Annotated in this window: 15 protein-coding genes; 10 read left to right on the top strand and 5 right to left on the bottom strand. The window is 64.3% G+C overall.

Annotated features, from left to right (window positions below; translation table 11 throughout):
- The first annotated feature begins 26 nt into the window (after positions 1-26).
- From BM186_RS17265 to BM186_RS17240, 6 genes are all read left to right on the top strand, one after another.
- Positions 27-2,474 carry a TonB-dependent siderophore receptor gene (locus BM186_RS17265; protein WP_074916910.1) on the top strand — a complete coding sequence of 816 codons (2,448 nt, stop codon included), beginning with the start codon at positions 27-29 and terminating at the stop codon, positions 2,472-2,474.
- A gap of 111 nt (positions 2,475-2,585) precedes the next feature.
- Positions 2,586-4,712 carry a TonB-dependent siderophore receptor gene (locus BM186_RS17260; protein WP_074916908.1) on the top strand — a complete coding sequence of 709 codons (2,127 nt, stop codon included), beginning with the start codon at positions 2,586-2,588 and terminating at the stop codon, positions 4,710-4,712.
- A 72-nt stretch (positions 4,713-4,784) separates the two neighbouring features.
- The gene (locus tag BM186_RS17255; protein WP_074916906.1) at positions 4,785-5,081 is read left to right on the top strand and encodes a DUF3649 domain-containing protein; all 297 of its coding nucleotides are present in this window, start codon (positions 4,785-4,787) and stop codon (positions 5,079-5,081) included.
- Positions 5,078-6,607, top strand: coding sequence for a PepSY-associated TM helix domain-containing protein (locus tag BM186_RS17250; RefSeq protein ID WP_074916904.1), 1,530 nt, complete (start codon positions 5,078-5,080; stop codon positions 6,605-6,607). Before BM186_RS17255 ends, BM186_RS17250 begins: the two co-directional genes overlap by 4 nt.
- A complete protein-coding gene (locus tag BM186_RS17245) occupies positions 6,607-6,927 on the top strand; it encodes a DUF3325 domain-containing protein (protein WP_394327903.1) in 321 nt (106 codons plus the stop codon). The genes BM186_RS17250 and BM186_RS17245 overlap by 1 nt, the downstream gene beginning before the upstream one ends.
- Positions 6,928-7,070: 143 nt before the next feature.
- Positions 7,071-7,565, top strand: coding sequence for a phosphate-starvation-inducible protein PsiE (locus BM186_RS17240; protein ID WP_072425777.1), 495 nt, complete (start codon positions 7,071-7,073; stop codon positions 7,563-7,565).
- 74 nt (positions 7,566-7,639) lie between these two features.
- Here the strand turns inward: BM186_RS17240 and BM186_RS17235 are convergent, their stop codons facing one another.
- Together BM186_RS17235 and BM186_RS17230 are read right to left on the bottom strand one after the other, a co-directional pair.
- On the bottom strand, positions 7,640-10,270 hold the full coding sequence (locus tag BM186_RS17235) for a DEAD/DEAH box helicase (RefSeq protein WP_074916902.1): 2,631 nt from the start codon (positions 10,268-10,270) through the stop codon (positions 7,640-7,642).
- A 145-nt stretch (positions 10,271-10,415) separates the two neighbouring features.
- Entirely contained in the window at positions 10,416-11,288 is an 873-nt protein-coding gene (locus BM186_RS17230; protein WP_072425775.1) for an AraC family transcriptional regulator, read from the bottom strand.
- Positions 11,289-11,505: 217 nt separating this feature from the next.
- Here BM186_RS17230 and bglX point away from each other — a divergent pair, with 217 nt between their 5' ends.
- The 4 genes from bglX (at position 11,506) to BM186_RS17210 (ending at position 18,854) form a co-directional block, all read left to right on the top strand.
- A complete protein-coding gene (gene bglX / locus BM186_RS17225; RefSeq protein ID WP_072425892.1) occupies positions 11,506-13,800 on the top strand; it encodes a beta-glucosidase BglX in 2,295 nt (764 codons plus the stop codon).
- Between the two features lie 260 nt (positions 13,801-14,060).
- On the top strand, positions 14,061-15,596 hold the full coding sequence (locus BM186_RS17220) for a glucan biosynthesis protein G (RefSeq protein ID WP_072425774.1): 1,536 nt from the start codon (positions 14,061-14,063) through the stop codon (positions 15,594-15,596).
- Positions 15,589-18,129, top strand: coding sequence for a glucans biosynthesis glucosyltransferase MdoH (gene mdoH / locus BM186_RS17215; RefSeq protein ID WP_072425773.1), 2,541 nt, complete (start codon positions 15,589-15,591; stop codon positions 18,127-18,129). The genes BM186_RS17220 and mdoH overlap by 8 nt, the downstream gene beginning before the upstream one ends.
- 191 nt (positions 18,130-18,320) lie before the next feature.
- Positions 18,321-18,854, top strand: coding sequence for a cytochrome b (locus BM186_RS17210; RefSeq protein ID WP_072425772.1), 534 nt, complete (start codon positions 18,321-18,323; stop codon positions 18,852-18,854).
- A 212-nt stretch (positions 18,855-19,066) separates the two neighbouring features.
- On the opposite strand, the gene BM186_RS17205 is transcribed toward BM186_RS17210, so the two are convergent.
- The 3 genes from BM186_RS17205 to BM186_RS17195 form a co-directional block, all read right to left on the bottom strand.
- Positions 19,067-20,254 carry an MFS transporter gene (locus BM186_RS17205; RefSeq protein WP_072425771.1) on the bottom strand — a complete coding sequence of 396 codons (1,188 nt, stop codon included), beginning with the start codon at positions 20,252-20,254 and terminating at the stop codon, positions 19,067-19,069.
- A 107-nt stretch (positions 20,255-20,361) separates the two neighbouring features.
- Complete coding sequence (locus BM186_RS17200) at positions 20,362-21,261, bottom strand: LysR family transcriptional regulator (RefSeq protein ID WP_072425891.1); 900 nt, start codon at positions 21,259-21,261, stop codon at positions 20,362-20,364.
- A 20-nt stretch (positions 21,262-21,281) separates the two neighbouring features.
- Positions 21,282-23,195, bottom strand: a complete 1,914-nt coding sequence (locus BM186_RS17195; RefSeq protein WP_074916900.1) for a DEAD/DEAH box helicase — start codon at positions 23,193-23,195, stop codon at positions 21,282-21,284.
- Positions 23,196-23,344: the final 149 nt, after the last annotated feature.

The following is a 23,344-nucleotide window of genomic DNA, read 5'->3' as shown; positions in this document are numbered from 1 at the left end:
CCTCACGCTATGCCGAAGGAGTCGTCATGCCCCGCGTTGTCCGTCGTTTCCAGCCCCTGGCACGTGCCGTACGCGCCGCACTGCTGAGTCTCAGTCTGCCGCTGGCGCTGTTGCCCGTGGCGACCCCGGCCTGGGCTGCGCAGCCTTACCAGGTCAGTGCCGGCGCGCTGGAGTCGGCACTCACCGAATTTGCTCGGCAGTCCGGTGTGCTGCTCAGCTTCGACCCGGCGCTGACCCGGGGGCGCAGCAGCTCCGGGCTGCAAGGGCACTACTCGCTGGAGCAGGGCTTCGCCCAACTGCTGGCCGGCAGCGGCCTGCGCGTGGTGCCGGACGGGCAGAGCGACTATCGCCTTGAACCGGCGCCGCAAGCGGCAGCCGACAGCCTCGAGCTGCAGAGCCAGACCGTGACCGCCCAGCCGGCTGAACGCGCCAACGGCCCGGTCGGGAGCTATGTCGCCAGCCGCAGCGCTACCGCCACCAAGACCGACACGCCGCTGCTGGAAACCCCACAGGCGATCAGTGTGATCAGTCGCGAGCAGATGGATGCACGCGGCGTCACCACCCTGGAAGAGGCGCTGCGCTACACCCCGAGCATCAGCGTGCCCTACGGTTTCGACACCCGTTACGACTGGTTCAGCATCCGTGGTTTCGATGCCAAGACCCGGGTGTTTCGCGATGGCCTGGTGCAACCGACCAGCACTTACGGCCTGCCGCGTCTGGACAGCTGGGCGATGGAACGCATCGAGGTGCTGCGTGGTCCGGCGTCGGTACTCTATGGCCAGGCCGAGCCTGGCGGCATCGTCAACCAGGTGAGCAAGCGGCCCAGCGAAACGGCGCGCAATGAAGTCCGTGTACGCGCCGGTAGCGACGATCTGGCGGAGCTGGCCGGCGACTTCGGCGGGGCGTTGAGCGACGATGGTTCGCTGCTCTATCGGGTGGTGATGCTTGGTAACGACGCGAACGCCCAGGTCGACAAGACCGGCATGCAGCGGCAGATGCTGGCGCCTAGCCTGACCTGGCGGCCGAACGCCGACACCGAGCTGACGCTCCAGGCCGCCTACCAGAAGGACGACGGGCGCTACGGCTTCAGCACGCACTTCTCGCCGTACCTGCGCGACACCTTCAACCTGCCCTACGACCGCGATCCCGACTTCTTCGATGGCGAGCCGGATTTCAACGACTTCCAGCGCAGCTACTATTCCGTCGGCTATCAGTTGTCGCACCGTCTCAATGACACCTGGACCCTGCGGCAGAATCTGCGTTACGACGAGACCAGCCTGGAATACAGCTACATCAACGCCTATGCCGTGTTGCCGTCCGACGGCCGCACCCTGCTGCGCAGCGCCGGCGTGCAGGACGAACACATGAGTGGTTGGGGCGTGGACAACCAGGCCGAGGCCAGTTTCGCCACCGGCAGCGTCGAGCACAACCTGTTGCTCGGCCTCGACTGGCGCCGCAGCCGCTCCAACGAAACGGCCTATTATGGCGCCACGGTACCGCCGCTGGATCTGCTCGATCCGCAGTACGGTCGGCCACTCGCATCGCCGGCCATCGATCGCAAGCAGAGCCTGCTGACTCGCCAGACCGGCCTCTACCTGCAGGACCAACTCAAGTTCGGCGACCACTGGCGGCTGTTGCTTGGCGGCCGCTACGACTGGGCGCAGAACCAGATCGACGACGCCCTACAGGCCGACAGCAAGACCACCAGCGAAGCCTTCAGCGGTCGCGCGGGGCTGGTCTATGTGTTCGACAACGGTCTGGCGCCCTATGTCAGCTACAGCGAATCGTTCAACCCGGTCAGCGGCAGCGATACCCTCACGGGCAAGTCGTTCGACCCGGAGCGCGGCAAGCAGTACGAAATCGGCGTGAAGTACCAGCCCCAGGGCGCGCGCAGTTTCGTCAGCCTGGCACTGTTCGACCTGACCAAGCAGGACTACGTGCTCAACGACAGCAGCAGTGATCCGGGGCGTACCCTGCGCCGTCAGGTGGGGGAGGTCAGCTCCCGCGGCATCGAACTGGAAGCCTTGGCCAGCCTGGCCGAGGGCCTGGATCTGAGTGCGTTCTACAGCTACACCGATGCCTTCGTCAGCAAGAGCCCCAACGCCTGGGAAAAGGACAGCCGCCTGCCGCGTACCCCACGTGATTCGGCCGGCGTCTGGCTCGACTACACCCAGCTCAGTGGGGCATTCAAGGGCTTCGGCGGCGGCATCGGCGTGCGCTACGTCGGCGAGAGCCGGTATACCGGGCGCAACGCCGCGCTGGCGTTCAACCCGACGCTGGAACCTATCGTCAGCGTCGAGTCCGAGGCCTACACCCTGGTCGATGCCAGCCTGCACTATCAACTCGATGGCATGCGCTTGGCGCTCAACGCCAGCAATCTGCTGGACAAGGAGTACGACACCTCCTGCAGCGAAGTGACCTGCTACTACGGCTACGGTCGCACCCTGACTGCCAGCGCCAGCTATAGCTGGTGAGTGGGGGAGGCCGTCAGATGGCGTCATTTTGCAATTGATATTTAAAATAAAAACATTTCTCACTAATATGTCGCCGCCTTACACGACCTTCACATTGCCTAAGGAGTCGCAATGCCTACCTCCACTGTCCACCGTTCCCTGACCAGCTCCGTCCGCCTGGCAACCCTGGGTTTGGCGCTAAGTCCGCTGATGGTACTGGCTGAAGAGGAGGCCGTTGAGCTCGAGGCGCAGAGCATTGTCGCGACCCAGCAAGTCGAGCGCGCCAACGGGCCGGTGGCCGGCTATGTGGCGAGCCGAAGTGCCACCGGTACCAAGACTGATACGCCGCTGCTGGAGACGCCGCAGTCGGTCAGCGTGATCACCGCCGACCGTATCCGCGATCTGGGCTCACTGACCGTGCAGGACGCGCTTCGTTACACCGCCGGCATGCGAGGAGAAACCTATGGCCTGGACAGCCGTGGCGACTGGTCGATGATTCGCGGAAGTGCGCCAAGCATCTTCCTTGACGGCTTGCAGCAGACCTTTGGCAGCTACACCAATATTCGCTCCGATCCGTTCACCCTGGAGCGCATCGAGGTGCTCAAGGGGCCATCCTCGATGCTCTATGGGCAGACACCGGTTGGTGGTCTGGTCAACCTGGTGAGCAAGCGTCCGCAGGCTGAGCAGCGTACCGAGTTGCAGGCGCAGTACGGCAGTTTCGACCGCAAGCAACTGGCAGTGGATAGCACCGGCCCGCTGAACGAGGAGGGCACTCTGCTGTACCGCGTGGTAGCAGTGCAGCGCGACAGCCAGACCCAGGTCGATCACGTCAAGGACAACCGCCTGGTACTGATGCCCTCGCTGACCTGGAAGCCCAGCGAAGACATCGAATGGACCCTGCTGGTCAACGTGCAGAAGGACGATACCGGCTCAACCAGCCAGTTCCTGCCGCATCGTGGCACCGTGTTGGGTGCGCCTTATGGCGAGATCGATAGCAACACCTTCGTCAGCGAGCCGGGCTTCGATGAGTACGACAGCGAACAGGTTGCGCTGACCTCGCAGTTCTCCTGGCGTCTGGACGACACCTGGACGTTGCGGCAGAACCTACGCTGGCAGAAGAGCAAGGTCAGCTACCAGACGATGTACGGCTGGCCGCCAGTGCTGCAGGCCGACAACCGCACTGTCAATCGGGTGTTTTCCATCTCCAAGCCCGAGGTGAAGGTCTGGGTAGCCGACCATCAGGGCGAGGCGCGTTTCGACACCGGCCCGCTGCAGCATACCTTGCTGCTCGGCAGCGATTACCAGCACGCGGTGACCAACCGCGAACGTGCCAGCGGCGCCGCCACGCCGTTGGATGTGTACGACCCGGTATACGGCACCTTCGACCCCTCCGGCACCCCCTTGAGCGAAGATCCGGAACAGCGGGCGGTGCAGAAGGGCCTCTACGTCCAGGACCAGATCCGTTATGAGAACTGGTTGCTGACGCTCGGCATGCGCAAGGACTGGGCCGAGAGCAAGACTCAGGGGCGCGTGGGGCAGAAGGACGACGACGTCACCGGGCGGGTCGGCCTGACCTACCTGTTCGATAACGGCCTGGCGCCCTATATCAGTTACAGCGAATCGTTTCAGCCGATCATTGGCCTCAACAGCCGTACCCTCGACCCGTACAAGCCGATCGAGGGCAAGCAGTGGGAGCTGGGTGTCAAGTATCAGCCGCTGGGCAGCAACAGTCTGTTCACCGCGGCGGTCTACGACCTGCGTGAACAGAACCGGCGCATGCCTGACCCGAACGATCCGCTGAACACCCTGCAAAATGGCGAAACCCGTGCCCGCGGCCTGGAATTGGAAGCGCTGGTGGAGATCAACCCGAACTGGAACCTCATTGCCACCTACAGCAAGACCGACACCGAAGTGCTCAAGGGGGCGCCAGCCGAAGAGGGCAAGCGCCTGGCCAGCGTGCCGGAGGACATGGCCTCGCTGTGGAGCCAGCATCGTTTCAGCATCGCAGGCATTCCCGGCTTCAGCGCCGGTGCCGGGGTGCGCTACGTGGGGGCCAGTTGGGACGGCCTCGACCGGCTGAAAACACCGTCCACCACTCTGTTCGATGCCATGCTCGGCTACCAGTACCAGAACTGGAATTTCACCCTCAACGCCAGCAACCTTGAAGACGAAACCTACTACACCACCTGCCTGTCCCGCGGTGACTGCTTCATCGGTAGCCGCCGTACCGTGGTGGGCACCGTGGGCTATAGCTTCTAGATCCTGCGCGCTAGGACGGCGCCCGCGATGCGGGCGCCGCTCCGAACCCGATCAGCGAACAACGAGCCGACCGTGAGCAAGCAACCTTCTCCTACCCCTTGGAATATCGCTTCGCGGATCCTGGCCGCACTGTTCGGTGGCTATGCCCTGGCCTACGGATTTACCGCGTTCTTCTCCGTCTACCTGCCGCTGGCGCGCGCTGACCGTGTGGTGTTCGCCAGCCTGCTGTGCTTTGCCGTATGGAGCGCTGCAGCGATCTATGCGTTCGCTGCGCGCAGCGCCCTGCGTGCCTGGTTGCTGCTGGTGGGGCTGACAGTCCTGGCGTGCCTGGCTGCCTTCCTTCCTGCTGAGTTCGGAGCGCGCCCATGAGTCTGCGGCAATCCATGGCCGGTTTACACACCTGGGGCGGCCTGCTGCCCAGTTGGCTGCTGTTCGTCATCCTCTTCAGTGGCACCGTGGCCTGCTTCGACAAGGAACTGGAGCGCTGGATGCGCCCGGCGCTGCACCTGCCGCAGGGCTCTACGCTGAGCGCCGAGCAGCTGCGTGGCTGGCTGCAGGCCAACGTCGCGGACGAACTGCACGCCTTCTGGCTGCGTCCACCGAGCGAGCGTGCTCCGTTCTGGCAACTGGCCTGGGAGGTCGACGGCAGTGAGCGGATCGAGCGCCGCGCCTTCGCCCCGCACAGCCTGCAACCCTTGGCCGAAACCCAGGGCGGCGAGTTCTTCTTCAAGCTGCACTATGAGCTGCACGGCGGCATGCTCGGGCGCTATCTGGTTGGTCTGGCTGGCATGTTCATGCTGGTGGCGCTGATCTCGGGGGTGATCATCCACCGGCGCATCTTCAAGGATTTCTTCACCCTGCGCCCGGCAGCCAACGGCCAGCGAGCCTGGCTGGATGCGCACAACCTGTTCGGTGTGGCTGGCTTACCCTTTCACCTGCTGTTGGCCTACACCGGCGTGGCGATCTTCGTCGCCTCCTACATGCCGGCTGGCGTTCAGGTGGCCTACAAGAGCGATATCGCGCACTTCTTCAGCGAGGTGATGGGCGGGTATCACCGCGAGGAGCTGCATCGTCCCGCGGCTGCAGCGGTTTCCCTCGATACGCTGATTGAGCAGGCGCGCACGCACTGGCAGGGCGGCGAGCCAGGCTGGATCAGCGTGCACCACCCGGACGATGCCTCGGCGGTGGTGGAGGTGCGCCGCGCTGATAGCTCGCGCATCGCCAACCCGGCCGATACGCTGAGCTTCGATGCCGGCACCGGCGAATTGCTGCATGAACAGCGTGCGCCTGCCGGCTACAGCACTTACCTGTGGTTGGTTGGTCTGCATATGGCGCAGTTCGGTGGCGCCCTGGTGCGGGCGGTCTATCTGCTGTTGGGGCTGGCCGGCTGCGCCATGCTGGTGGCTGGCAGCCGGGTCTGGCTGAGCAAGCGTGCGGCCCGTGGTGGGCGGGGTATCGGTGTGGTGCGTGCGCTCAACGGTGCGGTGTTCGTCGGCCTGCCGCTGGCCAGCCTGGCTCTGCTGTGGGGCAATCGCCTGCTGCCCGAGAATCTGCCTGCGCGGGCCAGTTGGGAGGCCTGGGTGTTCGTCGCCAGTTGGTTGCTACTGGCGTTGTGGGCGGTGCTGCGCCGGCACAGCCCGCGTCTGCTGCGTCAGCAATTGACCCTCGGCGCGCTGCTGGCCCTGGGCCTGCCGCTGCTGTCCGGGCTGCTGGCGCCGCAGGGCCATCTGCTGGCCAGCCTGGCACGCGGTGACTGGGCGTTGGCTGGTATCGATCTGTTCCTGTTGCTGACTGGCCTGCTCTGCGCCTTGTACGTTTGGCGTCTGGGCGTGCCGTCGGCGCTGCAGGTCAGGCCGGCGCAGGCATCGCGCGAGCCGGCCGGGGAGGTACGCTGATGCTGCTCGCTTTTGCCTTGGCCTATCTCGGCATGCTCGCCCTGTGCCTGACCATGTCGCGTCATCACAAAGCCTTGCTCGGCGGCGAGCCCGGGTCTTTGCGCCAGCGCGTTCTGCGCTGGGCTGCAGCGATCTGCTTCGCGCTTGCCCTGGGTTTGTGCAGCCTGAGCCTGGGTGGCGAGATCGGCGCGGTGCTGTGGCTGTGCCAACTGATGCTCGCCGCACTGCTGCTGGTCGCCGTGCTGGCCTGGCGCCTGCGCTGGGCTTTGCCGGTCGCGGCGCCGCTGCTGGCGAGCGGGATGCTCAGTTGGTGGCTCTGAAAGGCCTGCGGCAATCCGCGCCTGTGTCTTTGCGTCACATCCCTGCATCATCCTCATGCTGGTGTTTTTCCTGCATGATCGCTGGGGACGGGCATCCATTTCGGATGTCCGGGCCGTTATGCAGGGCTTTGGGGAGTGACACGATGAATTGGGCGGAACGTCTGCGTACGGGCATGCATGGCCTGGCGGAATCCTTGGGTAATCTGCTGATGGAGGCCTTCCATTACTTGGCGCTGTTCGCCATCGGGGCGATCACGGCCTGGGCGGGGGTGATGACCTTCATCGGCATGCTGGAGAAGGGCCACATCACGGTCGATGACATTCTGTTGCTGTTCATCTACCTGGAATTGGCGGCGATGGTTGGCATCTACTTCAAGACCAACCACATGCCGATTCGCTTCATGATCTACGTGGCGATCACCGCGCTGACCCGTTTGCTGATTTCCGACATTTCCCACACGCACAAGCCGAGCTGGGGTGTGGTGATGGTGTCGGGAGCTATCCTGTTGCTGGCCCTGGCGATTCTGGTGGTGCGTTACGCCTCGTCGCGCTTTCCCGCCGTGGCTGGCCCGCACCCGCGCAGCAAGGCGCGTAACCGCGAGGACGCCGAGTCCGAGCGCGACGATGCGTCTGACTGAATGTAGGGTGGATCGGGGCGCGTAGTCGACGCTCTTTTCATCCAGCACGTTGAGCGTCATGGTGGAGCGAGGCGTCAGTCGAGCGGCGCGAACAGCGCCGCCAGATCTTCTTCATCCAGTTGCCACTGGCCCTGACTGCCACCGTCCAGCACGCCCCTGGCCAGGCTGGCCTTGGCCTGCTGCAGTTGCTGGATCTTTTCCTCGACGCTGCCACGGGCGATCAGCTTGTAGACGAACACCGGTTTGTCCTGGCCGATGCGGTAGGCGCGGTCGCTGGCCTGGGCTTCGGCGGCCGGGTTCCACCAGGGGTCGAAGTGGATCACGGTATCGGCGGCGGTCAGGTTGAGGCCGCTGCCGCCAGCCTTGAGGCTGATCAGGAACACCGGAAACTCCCCGGCCTGGAAACGTGCGACCGGCGTGCGCCGGTCCTGGGTGCTGCCGGTGAGCTTGGCGTAGGCGATCTTGCGTGTCTGCAGTTCTGCTTCGATCAGCGCCAGCATCGAGGTGAACTGGGAGAACAACAGCACGCGGCGGCCTTCGTCGACCAGCTCTTGGAGCATGTCCAGCAATGCGCTGAGCTTGCCCGAATCAGTAGCGCTCAGCTCGCCGTCGTCGTCACCCAGCAGACGCAGGTCGCAGCAGCTCTGGCGCAGGCGCAGCAGCGCCTCGAGGATGACGATATGGCTGCGCGCCAGGCCCTGGCGGGTGATTTCCTCGCGCACCTTCTGGTCCATGGCCAGGCGCAGGGTTTCGTAGCGATCACGCTGCAGTTGGGTCAGCTCGACCCATTGGGTGATCTCGGTCTTCGGCGGTAGTTCGCTGGCCACCTGTTCCTTGTTACGACGCAGCAGGAACGGACGGATGCGCCCGTTCAGGTGATTGAGGCGCTGGGCGTCGCCACGTTTTTCGATGGGTGTGCGGTAGTCGCGGGTGAAGGCCTTGGCGTCGCCGAGCCAGCCCGGCATGAGGAAGTGGAACAGCGACCAGAGTTCGCCCAGGTGGTTTTCCAGCGGTGTGCCGGTCAGGCACAGGCGCAGGTCGGCCTGCACCTGAGCCGCTGCAGTGGCCGCCTTGCTGCGCGGGTTCTTGATGTTCTGCGCTTCGTCGAGAATCAGCAGGCGATAGCGCTGCTGGTTCAGCGCCTTGAGGTCGCGTGGCAACAGGGCATAGGTGGTGAGGATCAGATCGTGCTCGGCGATCTCCTCGAACAGCGCCTTGCGCTTGTTGCCGTGCAGGGCCAGTACGCGCAACTGCGGGGTGAAGCGCGCCGCCTCGTCCTGCCAGTTGGGAATCAGGCTGGTGGGCATGACGATCAGTGCTGGATTTTTCAGGCGCCCGGCCTGTTTCTCGCAGAGGATGTGCGCCAGGGTCTGCAGGGTCTTGCCCAGGCCCATGTCGTCGGCCAGTACGCCACCGACGCGCAGTTCGGCCAGGGTCTGCATCCAGTTCAGGCCCTGCACCTGATAGGTGCGCAGTTCGGCCTGCAATCCCTCGGGTGGCGCAATTTCACGTACCGACAGGTTCTGCAGGCGCTGGGCGAAGCCGCGCAATTCATCGCCGCCTTGCCAACTGAGTTCGGGCCCCTGGGCAAGCTCGGCCAGGCGTGCGGCGTCGGCGCGGCCGAGGCGCAGCGGCAGATGATCGTCGCCAGGGTCGCGGAAATAAAGCTCGCCGAGCGTGACCAGCAGCGGCTTCAAACGGGCGAAGGGCAGGGCGATGCGTTTGCCGCCCTGCGGCAGGCTGACCAGCAGGCGATCTTCGTCGGCGCGCTGGGCCAGCGCTTCGGGCGCCAGCAGCCAGGGCGTGCGGCGAATGGCCTGGAGCAGGATCGGCAGCAGACTCAGGCGCTGGCCTTCAACTTCGATGCCCAGCTCCAGATCGAACCAGTTCTGCTGCGGATCTTCCTCGACCTCGGCGTACCAGTCGTCGACCTCGGCGAGGTTGTACTGGAAGTCCGGGCGCATGTGGATTTGCCAGCCTTCGGCACGCAGCTGCGGCAGTTGTTGCTGGACGAAATCCAGCCAGTCGCGCTCGCGCTCCAGTTCGAACGGCTCGCCGGCTTCTGCCGGCAGCGCCTCGCTCTGGCGCAGGGCTACCTGCAGGCCGAGATTTTCCAGACGTTTGCGCAGGCTGGCTTCGGCGCCGCCGTCGCGGATCAGGCGCAGGTTGGTTTGCTCATCCAGGCGCTTGACCAGATCCTTGGCCGGTTTGCCGAAAACCTTGTGCCCGGCGTAGTCGAAGGCCAGCGCCGCGCGGTGCTGAGTCTGTTCCTGCATGCGCCCTTTGCGTGCGTCGAAATGTACGCGCACCTGGCTGCCAAGGCTGAGGATGGCGGAGGGGGGGATGCCTTCGAGGCGTGTTTCCGCCAGTTCCTTGTTCACCACGATGATGTCCGACAGGTCGCTGCCAGCGCGCTGTTGCGCTTCCAGGGTGAGCAGGGCGGCGACCACGTGCTTGCAGTTGAAGCCAACCGGGCAGTTGCAGTGGCCGGTCACGCTCCATTTGCGTCCGTAAGGGTGCAGCGTGATGCGCTGCTGGTAGGTCTGCCCGCCGGAACCACGGCAATTGGCGAGCAGGCTGTGGTCCTTGAGGCTGAGCAGTTTGCTGCGCTTTTCTTCGGCGTAGGAAATGCCGCGGCGCAGGTCGCCCGCGCCGAACTCGGAACGCCAGTCTTCCTGGCGTAACTGGTGAATATCCAGAGGCATCAACGAAGCCCCGTGGCGAAAAGGAATGGGCGCATGACTGGGCCGTGGCAATGCAAAGCCCCAGATTTTCGCATAGCCGCGTGACGATTAGCAGGCGTGGCGCCGAGATTGCCGACGGTAGGGAGGGAGGTGGGCTGCTTCTGTCTTACAGGAATGCAGCGCGGTACTGCCCCGGTGTGGCGCCCAGTGCCTGGCGAAAACGATTGCTGAAATGGCTGGCGCTGGCGAAGCCGCAGGCCAATGCCACCTCGCTCAGAGCAGGGGCTGGCTGACGTAGCATCTGACAGGCACGCGCCAGGCGTCGGGCCAACACGTAGCGGTGCGGCGGCAGGCCGAAGCTGCTCTGGAACATGCGCGCGAAGTGGTATTCCGACAGGGCACAAAGCGCGGCCAGCTGGCTCAGTGGCAGCGGCGTCTCCAGATACTGCTCGATGAATTCGCGTACACGCCTGCGTTGCAGCGGTGCCAGGCCGCCCTTGAGACGCAGGCCCTGGCGCAGGCCAACCTGGTTGAGTAGCGCATGGTCGAGCAACTGGTGCGCCAGGCTGCTGGCCAGCAGGCGTTCACCCGGCTCCTGCCAGTCGAGGGTGCACAACTGACGGAAGCGTGTGGACTGTTCGGTGTCCTCGAGGAAGGTCGCTTCTTCCAGTTGCAGGCTGCGCGGTTCGCGATCAAGCAAGGCGACCGCGCCAAGGGCGAACTGCTCCTGCTCTATATAGAGGTGGGCTAGCTGAATCTCGCCATTGATGATCCAGGCCGACTGGTGTTCGGCCGGCAGGATGCACAGTTTGTCTGGAGCGCCCTTGTTGCCGGGTTGCTCACGGCGGAATGTGCCTGTGCCGCCACTGAGGTAGCACGACAGCGTGTGGTGGCTGGGGGCAAGGTAGTCACGCGCATCATGGGCATTGCTCCAGCGTGCCACGGCCATGCCGTTGCCCAGTTCGGCCATGGCGTGCAGCCGCGCGTTGGGTGAGCGGCTCATGCTCTGGAATACCTGCAGATGTTCGAATTGCGCCATCACCATCTCCCGAATGCGGCCATGCTACGCCTGCCGACAGGCAAAACCAGAGGCGAAGAAAAAAATGCGCAAGTTTGTGAAAGTCTGGGGTCGTAATTGCTGGAACGCCTTTGAATGGTGCTTAAGTTTTTTTGCACCAACCCGCGGCGCGGCGCGAGGACTCGGAGTATCGTGGCGGCCATTCAAACAATGATTCGCATCCCGGATGCCGCTCTCGATGAAATACCTGCACCACTTCGCTCTTGCCTCTGCCTTGATCCTCCCCAACCTGCTGGCTGCCGCGCCTTCGGTCGATGACAAATCGGCCTTCATCGCCGATCTGGTAGGCCGCATGACCCTGGAGGAAAAGGTCGGCCAACTGCGTCTGATCAGCATTGGCGGCGACATGCCGCGTGAGCGCATCCGCGAGGAGATGGCCGCAGGGCGTATCGGCGCCACCTTCAACTCGGTGGTACGCCCGGAAAACCGCCCGATGCAGGAGGCGGCGCTGCGCAGTCGCCTGGGTATCCCGGTGTTCTTCGCCTACGACATCATCCACGGCCATCGCACTACTTTTCCGATTGGGCTGGGGCTGGCCTCGAGCTGGGACATTCCTGCCATCGAGAACAGCGCGCGGGTCGCGGCCTTCGAGGCCAGCGCCGATGGCCTGGACATGACCTTCGCGCCGACCGTCGACATTTCCCGCGATCCGCGTTGGGGCCGCACGTCCGAAGGTTTCGGCGAGGACCCGTACTTGGTTTCGCGCATTGCCGCGGCGATGGTTCACGGTTATCAGGGTAAGGATCCCAGCGACCCGCAGCGCATCATGGCCAGCGTCAAGCACTTCGCCCTGTACGGCGCAGTGGAGGGTGGGCGCGACTACAACGTGGTCGACATGAGCCCGATGCGCATGTACCAGGATTACCTGCCGCCTTATCGCGCCGCCATCGATGCCGGTGCCGGCGGGGTGATGGTGGCGCTGAACGCGATCAATGGCGTGCCAGCTTCGGCCAATACCTGGCTGCTGCGTGATCTGCTGCGTCGCGACTGGGGCTTCAAGGGCGTGGCGCTCAGCGACCACGGTGCGATCACCGAACTGCTGCGCCATGGTGTGGCCGCCGACGGCCGTGAGGCTGCAAAACTGGCCGTCACGGCAGGTGTCGGCATGAGCATGGCCGACACGCTCTACGATCAGGAGCTGCCTGCTTTGGTGCGCAGCGGCGCGGTGCCGCAGAGCGTGCTGGATGAAGCCGTCACCCATGTACTGAACACCAAGTACGACCTTGGCCTGTTCCACGATCCGTTCCGCCGCATCGGCCGCGCCGAAGACGACCCGGCCGACGTCAATGCCGAAAGCCGCCTGCACCGCGCCGACGCACGGGCCATGGCACGCGACTCCCTGGTACTGCTGGAAAACCATGGCGACACCCTGCCGCTGAGCAAGAAGACCACCGTCGCCTTGATCGGCCCGCTCGCCGATTCGCCCGTGGACATGCTCGGCAGCTGGTCGGCGGTCGGTGTGGCCGAGCAGGCAGTGACCCTGCGCAAGGGCATGGAGGCGGCGCTGCAAGGCCAGGGCAAGCTGCTCTACGCCGTCGGCGCCAATGTCACCGACGATGCCCATGTGATCAATTACCTCAACCAGCTCAATTGGGACCGCCCTGAAGTGGTGCTGGACAAGCGCACACCACAGGCAATGCTGGACGAGGCCGTGAGCGTCGCTGCTCAGGCTGACGTCATCGTCGCGGCGGTGGGGGAGGCACGCGGCATGTCCCACGAGTCGTCCAGTCGCACGCGTCTGGATCTGCCTGACAGCCAGCAGGCGCTGCTGCGTGCGCTCAAGGCCACTGGCAAACCGCTGGTACTGGTGCTGATGAACGGTCGGCCGCTGGCGCTCGTCTGGGAGAAGGAAAACGCCGATGCGATGCTGGAGACCTGGTACAGCGGCATCGAGGGTGGCAACGCCATCGCCGACGTGCTGTTCGGTGAGCACAACCCCTCTGGCAAGCTACCGATCACCTTCCCACGTTCGGTCGGACAGATTCCCACCTACTACAACCACCTGCGCCTGGGCCGTCCGTACACACCCGGCACACCGGGCAACTACACCTCGCAGTATTTCGAGGAGCCCAACGGCCCGCTCTATCCGTTCGGCTACGGGCTGAGCTACAGCGACTTCCAGCTGTCGGCGCCGAAGCTGTCCGCCGAGCGCATGACGCCGGGCGAGAAGATTCGCGTTAGCGTCACGCTGAAGAACACCGGGTCACGGGCTGGCGCGACCGTGGTGCAGCTGTATCTGCACGACGAGGCCGCTTCGGTGATCCGTCCGATGAAGGAACTCAAGGATTTTCGCAGGGTCAAGCTTGAAGCAGGTGAGGCGCGCGAGCTGAGTTTCGAGATCGACGAAACCATGCTGCGTTTCTATAACGCCAGCCTGCAGCATGTCAGCGAGCCAGGTGCCTTCCGTGTCCAGTTGGGGCTGGATTCGGAGAGCGTGCAGGAGGCGCGTTTCGAACTGTTGCCACGCCAATGAGGGTGTGGCCCAAGGAGGCGAAAAATATACTCGCGCGAGCACCTGTGCCGGACTTCACGATCTGGTAATAATGCGCAGAAAGAATCCGCGCATGCGGAGACGTCACCGTTCGGTTGGCTGTCTGCATCGTGCTCGCGTTGTGTTTGTACCATTCGCCCGTTTTCAACTCCCTGCAGCGGCCGCCCCTGGGCTTGCCGCTGCTTGTCAGTACGTGTTGCCCTGGAGGCTGTGTGTCGATGAGTCGTTGTTCTGGAGCCCGTATGGGCAAGGCCGGCAAGCTGGCCCTCTGTGTGCTCCCTCTGTTGTTCGCTGCCCAGAGCTGGGCCTTCGATCTGGATGATGTGGCGGTCAAGGCCAAGGCGCTTGCCGCCGAAAGCTACAGCGCCCCGCAAAGCAATCTGCCGGCTGCGCTGCGCGAATTGCCGTTCGCTGGCTATCAGAAGGTGCGCTTCCTTGAGGAAAAAGCACACTGGGCTGATGGCAAGACGCCGTTCCGGCTGTACTTCTTCCACCAGGGCATGCACTTCGATGTGCCGGTGAAGATCAACGAAGTGACCGCCGAAGGCACTCAGGAAATCAAGTACGATCCGTCGATGTTCGACTTCGGCGATCTCAACCTGAACCCGGATGATCTCAAGGATCTGGGCTTCGCCGGCTTCAAGGTGATCAACGAGATCAATGCCAAAGGTACGCATGACGAAGTGATGAGCGTGCTGGGCGCCAGCTACTTCCGTATCGTCGGCAAGGGTCAGGTGTTCGGCCTCTCGGCGCGTGGCCTGGCCATCGACACCGCGCTGCCATCGGGCGAAGAGTTCCCGCGTTTCAGCGAATTCTGGATCGAGAAGCCGCAGCCCGATCGCCGCAGCCTGGTGATCTACGCACTGCTCGATTCGCCGCGTGCCACCGGCGCTTACCGCATGGAAATCAAACCGGGGCGCGACAGCGTGCTCGAGGTGCAATCGAAGGTCTACCTGCGTGAGAACGTCGAAAAGCTCGGCATCGCGCCGCTGACCAGCATGTACCTGTTCGGTGCCAACCAGCCCTGGCCGCGCCCGAATTACCGCCCGCAACTGCATGACTCCGATGGCCTGGCCATCCATGCCGGCAATGGCGAGTGGATCTGGCGTCCGCTGAACAACCCGCAGCGCCTCAACGTCAGCAGCTATCGTATCGACAACCCACGTGGCTTCGGCCTGATGCAGCGTGGTCGCGACTTCAACCAGTATCAGGATCTCGACGACCGCTACGAGCTGCGCCCGAGCGGCTGGGTGGAAACCGTCGGCGATTGGGGCGCGGGTCATGTCGAACTGGTGGAGATCCCCACGCCGGACGAAACCAACGACAACATCGTCGCCCTGTGGCGCCCCGAGAAGCTGCCGGCACCGGGTGAGTCGCTGGATGTGGCCTATCGCCTACACTTCAGCCGTGACGACGCCAAACTGCACGATCCGCAACTGGCCATGGTCAGCCAGACCCGGCTGTCGGAGGGTGATATCAAGCAGGCCAACCTGATTCGTCAGGCTGATGGCAGTACTGCACTGGTGGTGGATTTCGTCGGTGAGGAGCTGGCCAAGCGTTCGCCCGACGCGGCGCCGACCGTTCAGGTCAGCGTCGATGGCAACGCCGAGTTGCTGGAAGACAGCCTGCGTTACAACCCGGTCAGCAAAGGCTGGCGCCTGATGTTGCGCATCAAGGTCAAGAACCCGGCGCAGCCGGTGGAAATGCGCGCTGCCCTGGTCGAGGACGGCAAGCCCTTGTCGGAAACCTGGAGCTATCAGCTGCCTGCCCATGAATAACACTCTAGACCCCACGCAAATCCAGGATTATCTGGGGGAGCTGCCGCTCGATCATGAGCGGCAGGAAGCTCTGGCTCATCGCCTGGAAGAGGAGGGCGGGGATCTCGCCACCTTGCACCGTGCTCTGCACGAAGACGATCTTGCGACTGCCGAGCCTTTGGAAGAAACCCGCGAGATGCTCGAGTCGGTGCCAGCTCGTCTGTCTCTGGGCTGGCCGGACGCGCTCGAACGCGGCTGCCGCATCGTGCAGGACCACCAGGGCCGGCCCACCATCGATTCGACGCCGCCGATCAAGCGCACACGCATGGTGCCGGAGCCCTGGCAGATCAACATCCTGGATCGCGGCTGGCGTCGCTTGAAGGGCGAGAAACCCGCACCGCGGCCACGCACGCGTGAGAGCGAAGACTTCGCCGAAGAGCACTGGCGCCACGTCGCGGCGGTGCGCCGTGCTGCGCTGCTGGTGCTGATGGTCGTGCAGACTGTTGTCGCCACCTGGTACATGAAGTCGGTGCTGCCCTATCAGGGCTGGTCGCTGGTCGATCTGGGCCTGGTGTTCGAGCAGCCCTGGCAGGAGTCAGCGCGGCAGATCCTGCCCTATGTGGTGCAGACCAGCATCCTGGCGCTATTTGCCCTGCTGTTCTGCTGGGTGTCGATGGGCTTCTGGACCGCATTGATGGGCTTCTTCCAACTGCTCAAGGGGCGTGACCGCTACAGCATCTCCGCCAGCAGCTGCGGTGATGAGCCGATTTCGCCGCGGGCACGTACCGCCCTGGTCATGCCGATTGCCAACGAGCATGTGCCGCGTGTGTTCGCCGGCCTGCGTGCGACCTTCGAGTCGCTCAAGGCCACCGGACAACTCGAGCACTTCGATTTCTTCGTCCTCAGCGACAGCAACGACCCGGACATCTGCGTGGCCGAGCAACAGGCCTGGATGGAGCTGTGCCGTGAAGTGGAAGGCTTCGGCCATATCTTCTACCGCCGTCGTCGGCGTCGGGTGAAGCGCAAGAGCGGCAACATCGACGACTTCTGCCGGCGCTGGGGCAGCAACTACCGCTACATGGTGGTGCTCGATGCCGACAGCGTGATGAGCGGCGAATGCCTGACCCGCCTGGTACGCCTGATGGAGGCCAACCCGGGTGCCGGCATCATCCAGACCGCGCCCAAGGCGTCCGGGATGGACACTCTTTATGCGCGGCTGCAACAGTTCGCCACCAGCGTCTACGGGCCGCTGTTCACGGCTGGCCTCAACTTCTGGCAGTTGGGTGAGTCGCACTACTGGGGTCACAACGCGATCATTCGGGTCAAACCCTTCATCGAGCACTGCGCCCTGGCGCCGCTGCCGGGCACCGGTTCCTTCGCTGGCGCGATCCTCTCCCACGATTTCGTCGAAGCCGCGCTGATGCGCCGCGCTGGTTGGGGCGTATGGATCGCCTACGACCTGCCGGGCAGTTATGAAGAGTTGCCGCCGAACCTGCTCGACGAGCTCAAGCGTGACCGCCGCTGGTGCCATGGCAACCTGATGAACTTCCGCCTGTTCCTGGTGCGTGGCATGCATGCCGTGCATCGCGTGGTGTTTCTCACCGGGGTCATGTCCTACCTGTCCGCGCCGCTGTGGCTGTTGTTCCTGGTGCTCTCGACCTGCCTGCTGGCGATTCATACATTGATGGTGCCGGAGTACTTCCTGCAGCCCAACCAGCTCTACCCGCTGTGGCCGCGCTGGCAGCCACACGAGGCCATCGCCCTGTTCTCGGCGACCATGACCCTGCTGTTCCTGCCCAAGCTGCTCAGCGTGTTGCTGATCTGGATCAAGGGCGCCGAGGCCTACGGTGGTCGTACGCGGGTGCTGTTGTCGATGCTGCTGGAGGCCTCCTGCTCGGTGCTGCTGGCGCCGGTGCGCATGCTGTTCCACAGCCTGTTCGTCACCGCCGCCTTCCTCGGTTGGTCGGTGCAGTGGAACTCGCCGCAGCGCGTGGATGACTCGACCCCCTGGAGCGAAGCCTTCCGCCGTCACGGCACTCAGGTGCTGATCGGTATCAGCTGGACGGCGCTGGTGGCCTGGCTCAACCCGGACTTCCTCTGGTGGCTGGCACCCATCGTCGTGTCACTGGTGCTGTCGCCGGTGGTCTCGGTGCTGACCAGCCGCACGGCCCCGGGCCTGGCAGCACGGCGCAGCAAGCTGTTCCTGATTCCGGAAGAACACAAGGTGCCGGTGGAACTGAGCAACACCGCCGAGTACGAGCAACTGAACAGCTCACGGGCTCTGCGCAAGGGCTTCCTGCGTGCAGTGGTCGACCCGCTGTACAACGCCCTGGTCTGCGCCATGGCCCGTGCCCGCCACGCCAAGGTGGTGCCTGCTGCCGAAGCGCTGCGCGATGAGCGAATCGATGAAATCCTCAACGCCGGGCCTGAAGGCAAGGTAGAGGCCACCCGCTGGCGTCTGCTCAACGATCCTGACGGCATGGCGCGTCTGCACGCGCGCATCTGGCAGGAGCCGCAATACCACGCCTGGCGCGAAGCCCTGCGCGACGCCTGATCATCCGCTACGCCCCCGCTTGCCGGGGGCGTGGCGTGATGCCCTTCTGACATACCCGCTAACATCTGTAGGCGCATCAACGCTCTGCTGCGCGGCACCATTGCGTCTGGGGCGGGTCTTTGCCTCGGATGGGGCATTCGGCCGTCTGGCCCGAACACCGTTTTCGTACATGACATTGGAGAGGAACCACGATGTCGAACCTGCATGACTCCGCGCAACGCTATGGTGCGGTTACACGCTGGCTGCACTGGGGTATGGCCGTTTTGCTGGGGTGGCAATTCTTGACCGTACTGGCGCATGCGCTGATGGAAGACAGCTCGCTGGATAAATTCCTCTGGGGCACGCACAAGGCGACCGGGCTGTTGCTCATGGTGCTGGTGGTGATTCGCCTGTTCTGGGCGCTGTATAACAGTAACCGCCGGCCGGCGCCTGTCAGCACAATGGCACGCTTCGGCCACCTGGCGTTGTATGGCTTGCTGTTCGTGATTCCCTTTGTCGCGCTGCTACGCCAGTACGGCTCGGGCCGCGAGTTCGTCGCCTTCGGCATGACCATCATGCCCGGCTTCAGCGACGCCAAGATCGAATGGATGATCGCGCCCGCCAGCCTGCTGCATGGCAACCTCGGCTGGCTGCTGCTGTTCATGGTGATCGGCCACGTGGCCATGGCGTTCGTTCATCGCCGCCAGGGCGGCGAGGACGTGCTGGCGCGCATGATCGGGCGCTGACTCAGGGTGGTATGGCAAAAGGCTTACACGCCCAGGCGGCAACCACCACTGTTGCCATCGTGAGCCGATCTCTAATCTACACACATCCCCTGCAGCGACGGATTGCTGAGGATCAAGGACGATGACCAAGCCAGGATTGGCTATCGACAGGATGTCGGATGGTTGGGAAGAAACCCGCTTCGGCGGGTTTTTTGTTGCCTGCGGAAAAGTGCTCACTCCTCCTTGCCAATGAAGGCCAGAAGCGCCAGTAGCGGCAGTCCGGCAGCCAGCAGTGCCGTGCCCGACCAGCCGAAACGCTCGTAGACCGGGCTGGCCAGTGCCGAGCCGATGGCGCCGCCCACGAAGATGCTGGTCATGTACAGCGCATTGAGCCGGGCGCGGCTCTGCGGCTCCAGTGCGTAGATGCTGCGCTGGCCCAGCACCATGCTCATCTGTACGGCGAAATCCAGCACGATGGCAGTGACGACCAGGCCGATCCAGCCCAGTCCGGCGCTCAACAGGTTGGGAGCGAAGGCCAGTGGTGCCAGGATCAGCGCCACCAGGCTGGCGCGCCAGGTATGGCCGGCATCGGCCAGACGCCCGGCGATAGGCGCCGCGACTGCGCCGATGGCACCGGCAAGGGCGAACAGGGCGATGTCCTGCTGGCTCAATCCGAGGTGGCGCGACAGTTCCAGCGGCGCGACTGTCCAGAACAGACTGAAACTGGCGAACATCAGGCCTTGATAAAGCGCGCGGCGGCGCAGTGTCGGATAGCGGCGCAGCAGATGAGCCAGCGAGGCCAGCAGTTGCCCGTAGCTGGCGCGGTGGCTGGGGGCGTGGCGCGGGATGGTGGTGGCGATCACCAGGGTGATCAGCAGCATCAGGGCGGCCGCCATCAGGTACACCGCACGCCAGCCAAACTCGCCTGCTACCAGGCTGGCCAGCGGCCGCGCGAGCAGGATACCGAGCAGCAGGCCGCTCATGATGTTGCCCACCACGCGGCCACGGCTGGCCTCCGGCGCCAGGTTGGCGGCCAGGGGGATCAGCATCTGTACCGAAACCGAGCTGAGGCCGATCAGCAGTGCCAGGCCAAGAAACACATCCGGTTGATTCGCCAAGGCCGCCGCCAGCAGGCAGAGCAGGGCGGCCGCGGTGGTGATCAGCATCAGCCGACGGCTTTCCAGCAGGTCGGCCAGCGGCACCAGGAACAGCAGGCCGAGGGCATAGCCGATCTGCGTCAGCGAAACGATCAGGCTGGCGCGCTCGGCGCTGAGGCCGACATCCGGGGCGATCAGCTCGATGATCGGCTGCGCGTAGTAGAGGTTGGCGACGATGGCGCCGCAGCACAGGGCGAACAGCAGCACCAGTGCCTGCGGCAGGGCTGGCGACTCGCTCGTGAGTGAGGAGGTCTGGCTAGTCATGATGGGATCTCGGTGAGAGGGAACGACAGGCGCAAGGTTAGGCAGGCGACGCCAGGCGGAGAATCCGTCGAATCGGCAACAGTGCGTTGCGCACCGTGCAAAGGCGCTCAGCGCTGCAGCAGCGCCTGAAGGAACTCACTGAACGCGGCGATACGCTTCGATCCCCGGTGATTGGGCAGGTACAGCAGGTGGATGGTGCCTTCGTGCGGGCCAGGGGCAACTTCGTAGTCGGGCAGCAGGCGCTGCAGCTTGCCACTGTCCACGTCGTCGCGTACCAGCCAGTCCGACAGCAGTGCTACGCCCTGACCGGCCACGGCTGCCTGACGCAGGATATCGGCGTTGTTGCTGCGCAGGCTTCCTGTGACCGGCACCTGCAAGGTCGTTCCGTCCTGCTCGAAGCGCCAGCAGTGCGCCGGGCTGCCGTAGTCATACTGCAGGCAGGCGTGCGCCTGGAGTGCGTCCGGATGTTCGATGGGCGAGGTGCGTGCCAGATACTGCGGACTCGCCACCAGCCAGCGCGTGAAACTGCCGACGCGCTGGCTGACCACGTCGTCGCTGATGATGGAAGAGCCCAGGCGCAGCGCCAGATCGACCCGTTCGCTGAGCAGGTCGACCACCTCGTCGGTCACGCGCAGGGTCAGCTCCAGTTGTGGGTGTCGCTCCAGCAGTTCGCCGAGGTGCGGGGCGATGATGCGCCGAGCGAACTCCACCGGCACGCTTACCGCCAGGCGACCACGCACCTCATCGCCGTTGTCGGTCACGGCGGCATCGGCTTCGTCGAGGGCATCGAGGATGGCCAGGGCGCGCTCGAAGTAGTCGCGTCCGGCCTCGCTGACGCTGATCTGCCGCGTGTTGCGGTTGAGCAGTACGCAGCCCAGTTCCTGTTCAAGAGCGTTGACCGCACGGGTCACCGAGGAGGTGGCCAGGCCCAGCTGCCGCGCCGCAGCGGAAAAACCACCACAGCGAACGGTGGCGACGAAGGTGCGCAGAGCCAGCAATTTGTCCATGGAAACGCCCGAAATGCCGATCAGCCTGAAGCTTGCGCGATTGGCCGGCTCGCTGCCAAGCATTGCGTGGCGCCTTGGGCCTTGCGCGTATACCACAGCACCCGGCTTACGCCACGGGTGATGGCCACATAGGCCAGGCGCCGGGCTTCGTCCTGCATGGCCTGGTCGTAGCTGCCGGCGAAGAAGCCGCACTGGGCGTAGAGCGCGTTGCGCAGCGGGTGCTTCTCCACCGGCAGGCAGTCGTCGAGGATGATCGCCACCTCGGCCTGCAGGCCCTTGGCGCGGTGGATGGTCATGGCTCTGACCGGCAGCGTCTTGTCCAACTGCGCGCGCACCTGCTGCAGGGGCTCGTTGCGCCGGCTGAGCAGCAGCACGGCGGTGCGATCCGCGTTGGCGCGCTGGCTGACGTGCTGGCACTGCGCGGTGATTTCCTTGAGCAATGCCGGCAGCCCGCTGGCCAGGTCGAAGCGCTGGATCAGTCTGACGCCATGATCGCCCGGTTGCATCGCCTTGGCCGCGACGCAGGTCTTGGCCTGCTTGTTGTGCACTTCAGCGAGCACCTTCTCGCCATCGCGGATCACCGGCTCGATGCTGCGGTAGTTGGTGCCCAGCAGCAAGGTGGTGCTCTTGCTACAGCCACGGCTGGGAAAGTGCCGGTCGAAGTCGATGAACAGCTCCGGCGAGCTGCCGCGCCAACCGTAGATCGACTGCCAGTCATCGCCGATAGCCATCAGGCTGATGCGCTCGCCCGCCGCGTGCAGGCGGCGATGCACGGCCTGCAGCCACAGCACGATCTGCGGCGAGATGTCCTGGAATTCGTCGATCAGCAGATGGCTCAAGGCGAGCAGGGCGGGGCCGGGTTTGCCGCCGTCGCTGCTTAGGCGCTCGCTCAACTGCGCGAACGCGCCGTTGAAACTGATCCATCCCTGCTTTTGCAGCAGAGTGCTGAAGTGCAGTTGGAAGCGCTGCATGGCCTCGATGAAATCACGCTCGCGGGGTGCGCAGTCCAGGGTTTTCACATCCAGACGGTCGAGGCGAATGCCCAGGCTCTCAGCGAAGTCGATCTGTCCGTGCAGTAGCTCGAACAGTGGCAGGGCGGCGAATTCGCCGGTCAGCTTGCAGGCATCCAGCGGCGCCTTGGCTTTGCCCTTTGCTGGCTCTGCGGGGGCCGGCAACTTGAGCAGGCGATGAGTCAGGGCGCGAAAGCGCGCGTCTTCGGCGTAGGCGTTCTGGTAGGCCTGCTTGAGCAGGCGCTGCTGCACGGGGCGCAGGCGAGCACCGGTGAGCGGGTTGTCTGGTTCGTCGCTGGGGTCGTCCAGTTGCTCGAACCAGCGCGGGTTACCCAGGTTCTCCTTGGCCAGCGTGGCCATGGCCGCATGGAAGGTACGCACGCACTGGCGTGCATCGTGCGGGTAGTGCCAGAAGTCGAGCAGGCGTTGCAGGCGCTCACGCAACTCGCTGCAGGAGGCGTTGGTGAAGGAAATCACCGTCAGACGCTTGGGATCGACCTCCAGGTGGCAGAGCAGGAACACCACGCGTAGTACCAGGGTGCTCGACTTGCCCGAGCCGGCGCCGGCGAAGATGCGTGCCAGCGGCGCACGGCAGAGGATCATCGCCCATTGTTCGTCCGATGGTGCGCCGATCAGCCTGGCGTTCACTGCCTGCGCCACGCGTTCGCGCATGGCCTGTACCTGAGCGTCTTCGACCTTCAGCCGGGTGCCGGGGTAGATCCCTGCAGGGCCGGGTTTACCACTGTCAGGCTTGCGGCCACTGGCTTTCTTGTTGCCAGTGGATTTCTTCTTGCTCTGCTTGCGTGCAGGTTTACGTGGCTGCGCGGCTTCGCGCTCGGCACGCAGGTAGGCGGTGGTGTGAGGGAAGTAGCGGGCGAGGGCGCTGGACAGCAGTTGTTTGTAGCGCGCGACAGCAGAAAGCATGCGTTGAGAATGACCTGACGGATAAAACCCACATGATAAGGCCTGCAGCGCGATGGCAGGCAGTGATGGCGCGGCGATAAATGCGCAACTTTGTGCAAGCGCCCGGTGCGCATCGCTTCCAGACTGTGCTCAGTCTTGGGAGATACTCG

It is taken from the genome of Ectopseudomonas toyotomiensis, from assembly GCF_900115695.1.
GTDB classification, from domain to species: Bacteria; Pseudomonadota; Gammaproteobacteria; order Pseudomonadales; family Pseudomonadaceae; genus Aquipseudomonas; species Aquipseudomonas toyotomiensis.
Note: the sequence above shows the minus strand (reverse complement) of the source record. Positions and strands in the feature narration are given on the sequence as shown.

Bases quoted from the DNA above. Each gene is read 5' to 3' on its own strand.
- BM186_RS17265 (WP_074916910.1), top strand. From the start codon at position 27: ATGCCCCGCGTTGTCCGTCGTTTCCAGCCCCTGGCACGTGCCGTACGC.
- BM186_RS17260 (WP_074916908.1), top strand. From the start codon at position 2,586: ATGCCTACCTCCACTGTCCACCGTTCCCTGACCAGCTCCGTCCGCCTG.
- BM186_RS17250 (WP_074916904.1), top strand. From the start codon at position 5,078: ATGAGTCTGCGGCAATCCATGGCCGGTTTACACACCTGGGGCGGCCTG.
- BM186_RS17245 (WP_394327903.1), top strand. From the start codon at position 6,607: ATGCTGCTCGCTTTTGCCTTGGCCTATCTCGGCATGCTCGCCCTGTGC.
- BM186_RS17240 (WP_072425777.1), top strand. From the start codon at position 7,071: ATGAATTGGGCGGAACGTCTGCGTACGGGCATGCATGGCCTGGCGGAA.
- BM186_RS17235 (WP_074916902.1), bottom strand. From the start codon at position 10,270: ATGCCTCTGGATATTCACCAGTTACGCCAGGAAGACTGGCGTTCCGAG.
- BM186_RS17230 (WP_072425775.1), bottom strand. From the start codon at position 11,288: ATGGCGCAATTCGAACATCTGCAGGTATTCCAGAGCATGAGCCGCTCA.
- bglX (WP_072425892.1), top strand. From the start codon at position 11,506: ATGAAATACCTGCACCACTTCGCTCTTGCCTCTGCCTTGATCCTCCCC.
- BM186_RS17220 (WP_072425774.1), top strand. From the start codon at position 14,061: ATGGGCAAGGCCGGCAAGCTGGCCCTCTGTGTGCTCCCTCTGTTGTTC.
- mdoH (WP_072425773.1), top strand. From the start codon at position 15,589: ATGAATAACACTCTAGACCCCACGCAAATCCAGGATTATCTGGGGGAG.
- BM186_RS17210 (WP_072425772.1), top strand. From the start codon at position 18,321: ATGTCGAACCTGCATGACTCCGCGCAACGCTATGGTGCGGTTACACGC.
- BM186_RS17205 (WP_072425771.1), bottom strand. From the start codon at position 20,254: ATGACTAGCCAGACCTCCTCACTCACGAGCGAGTCGCCAGCCCTGCCG.
- BM186_RS17200 (WP_072425891.1), bottom strand. From the start codon at position 21,261: ATGGACAAATTGCTGGCTCTGCGCACCTTCGTCGCCACCGTTCGCTGT.
- BM186_RS17195 (WP_074916900.1), bottom strand. From the start codon at position 23,195: ATGCTTTCTGCTGTCGCGCGCTACAAACAACTGCTGTCCAGCGCCCTC.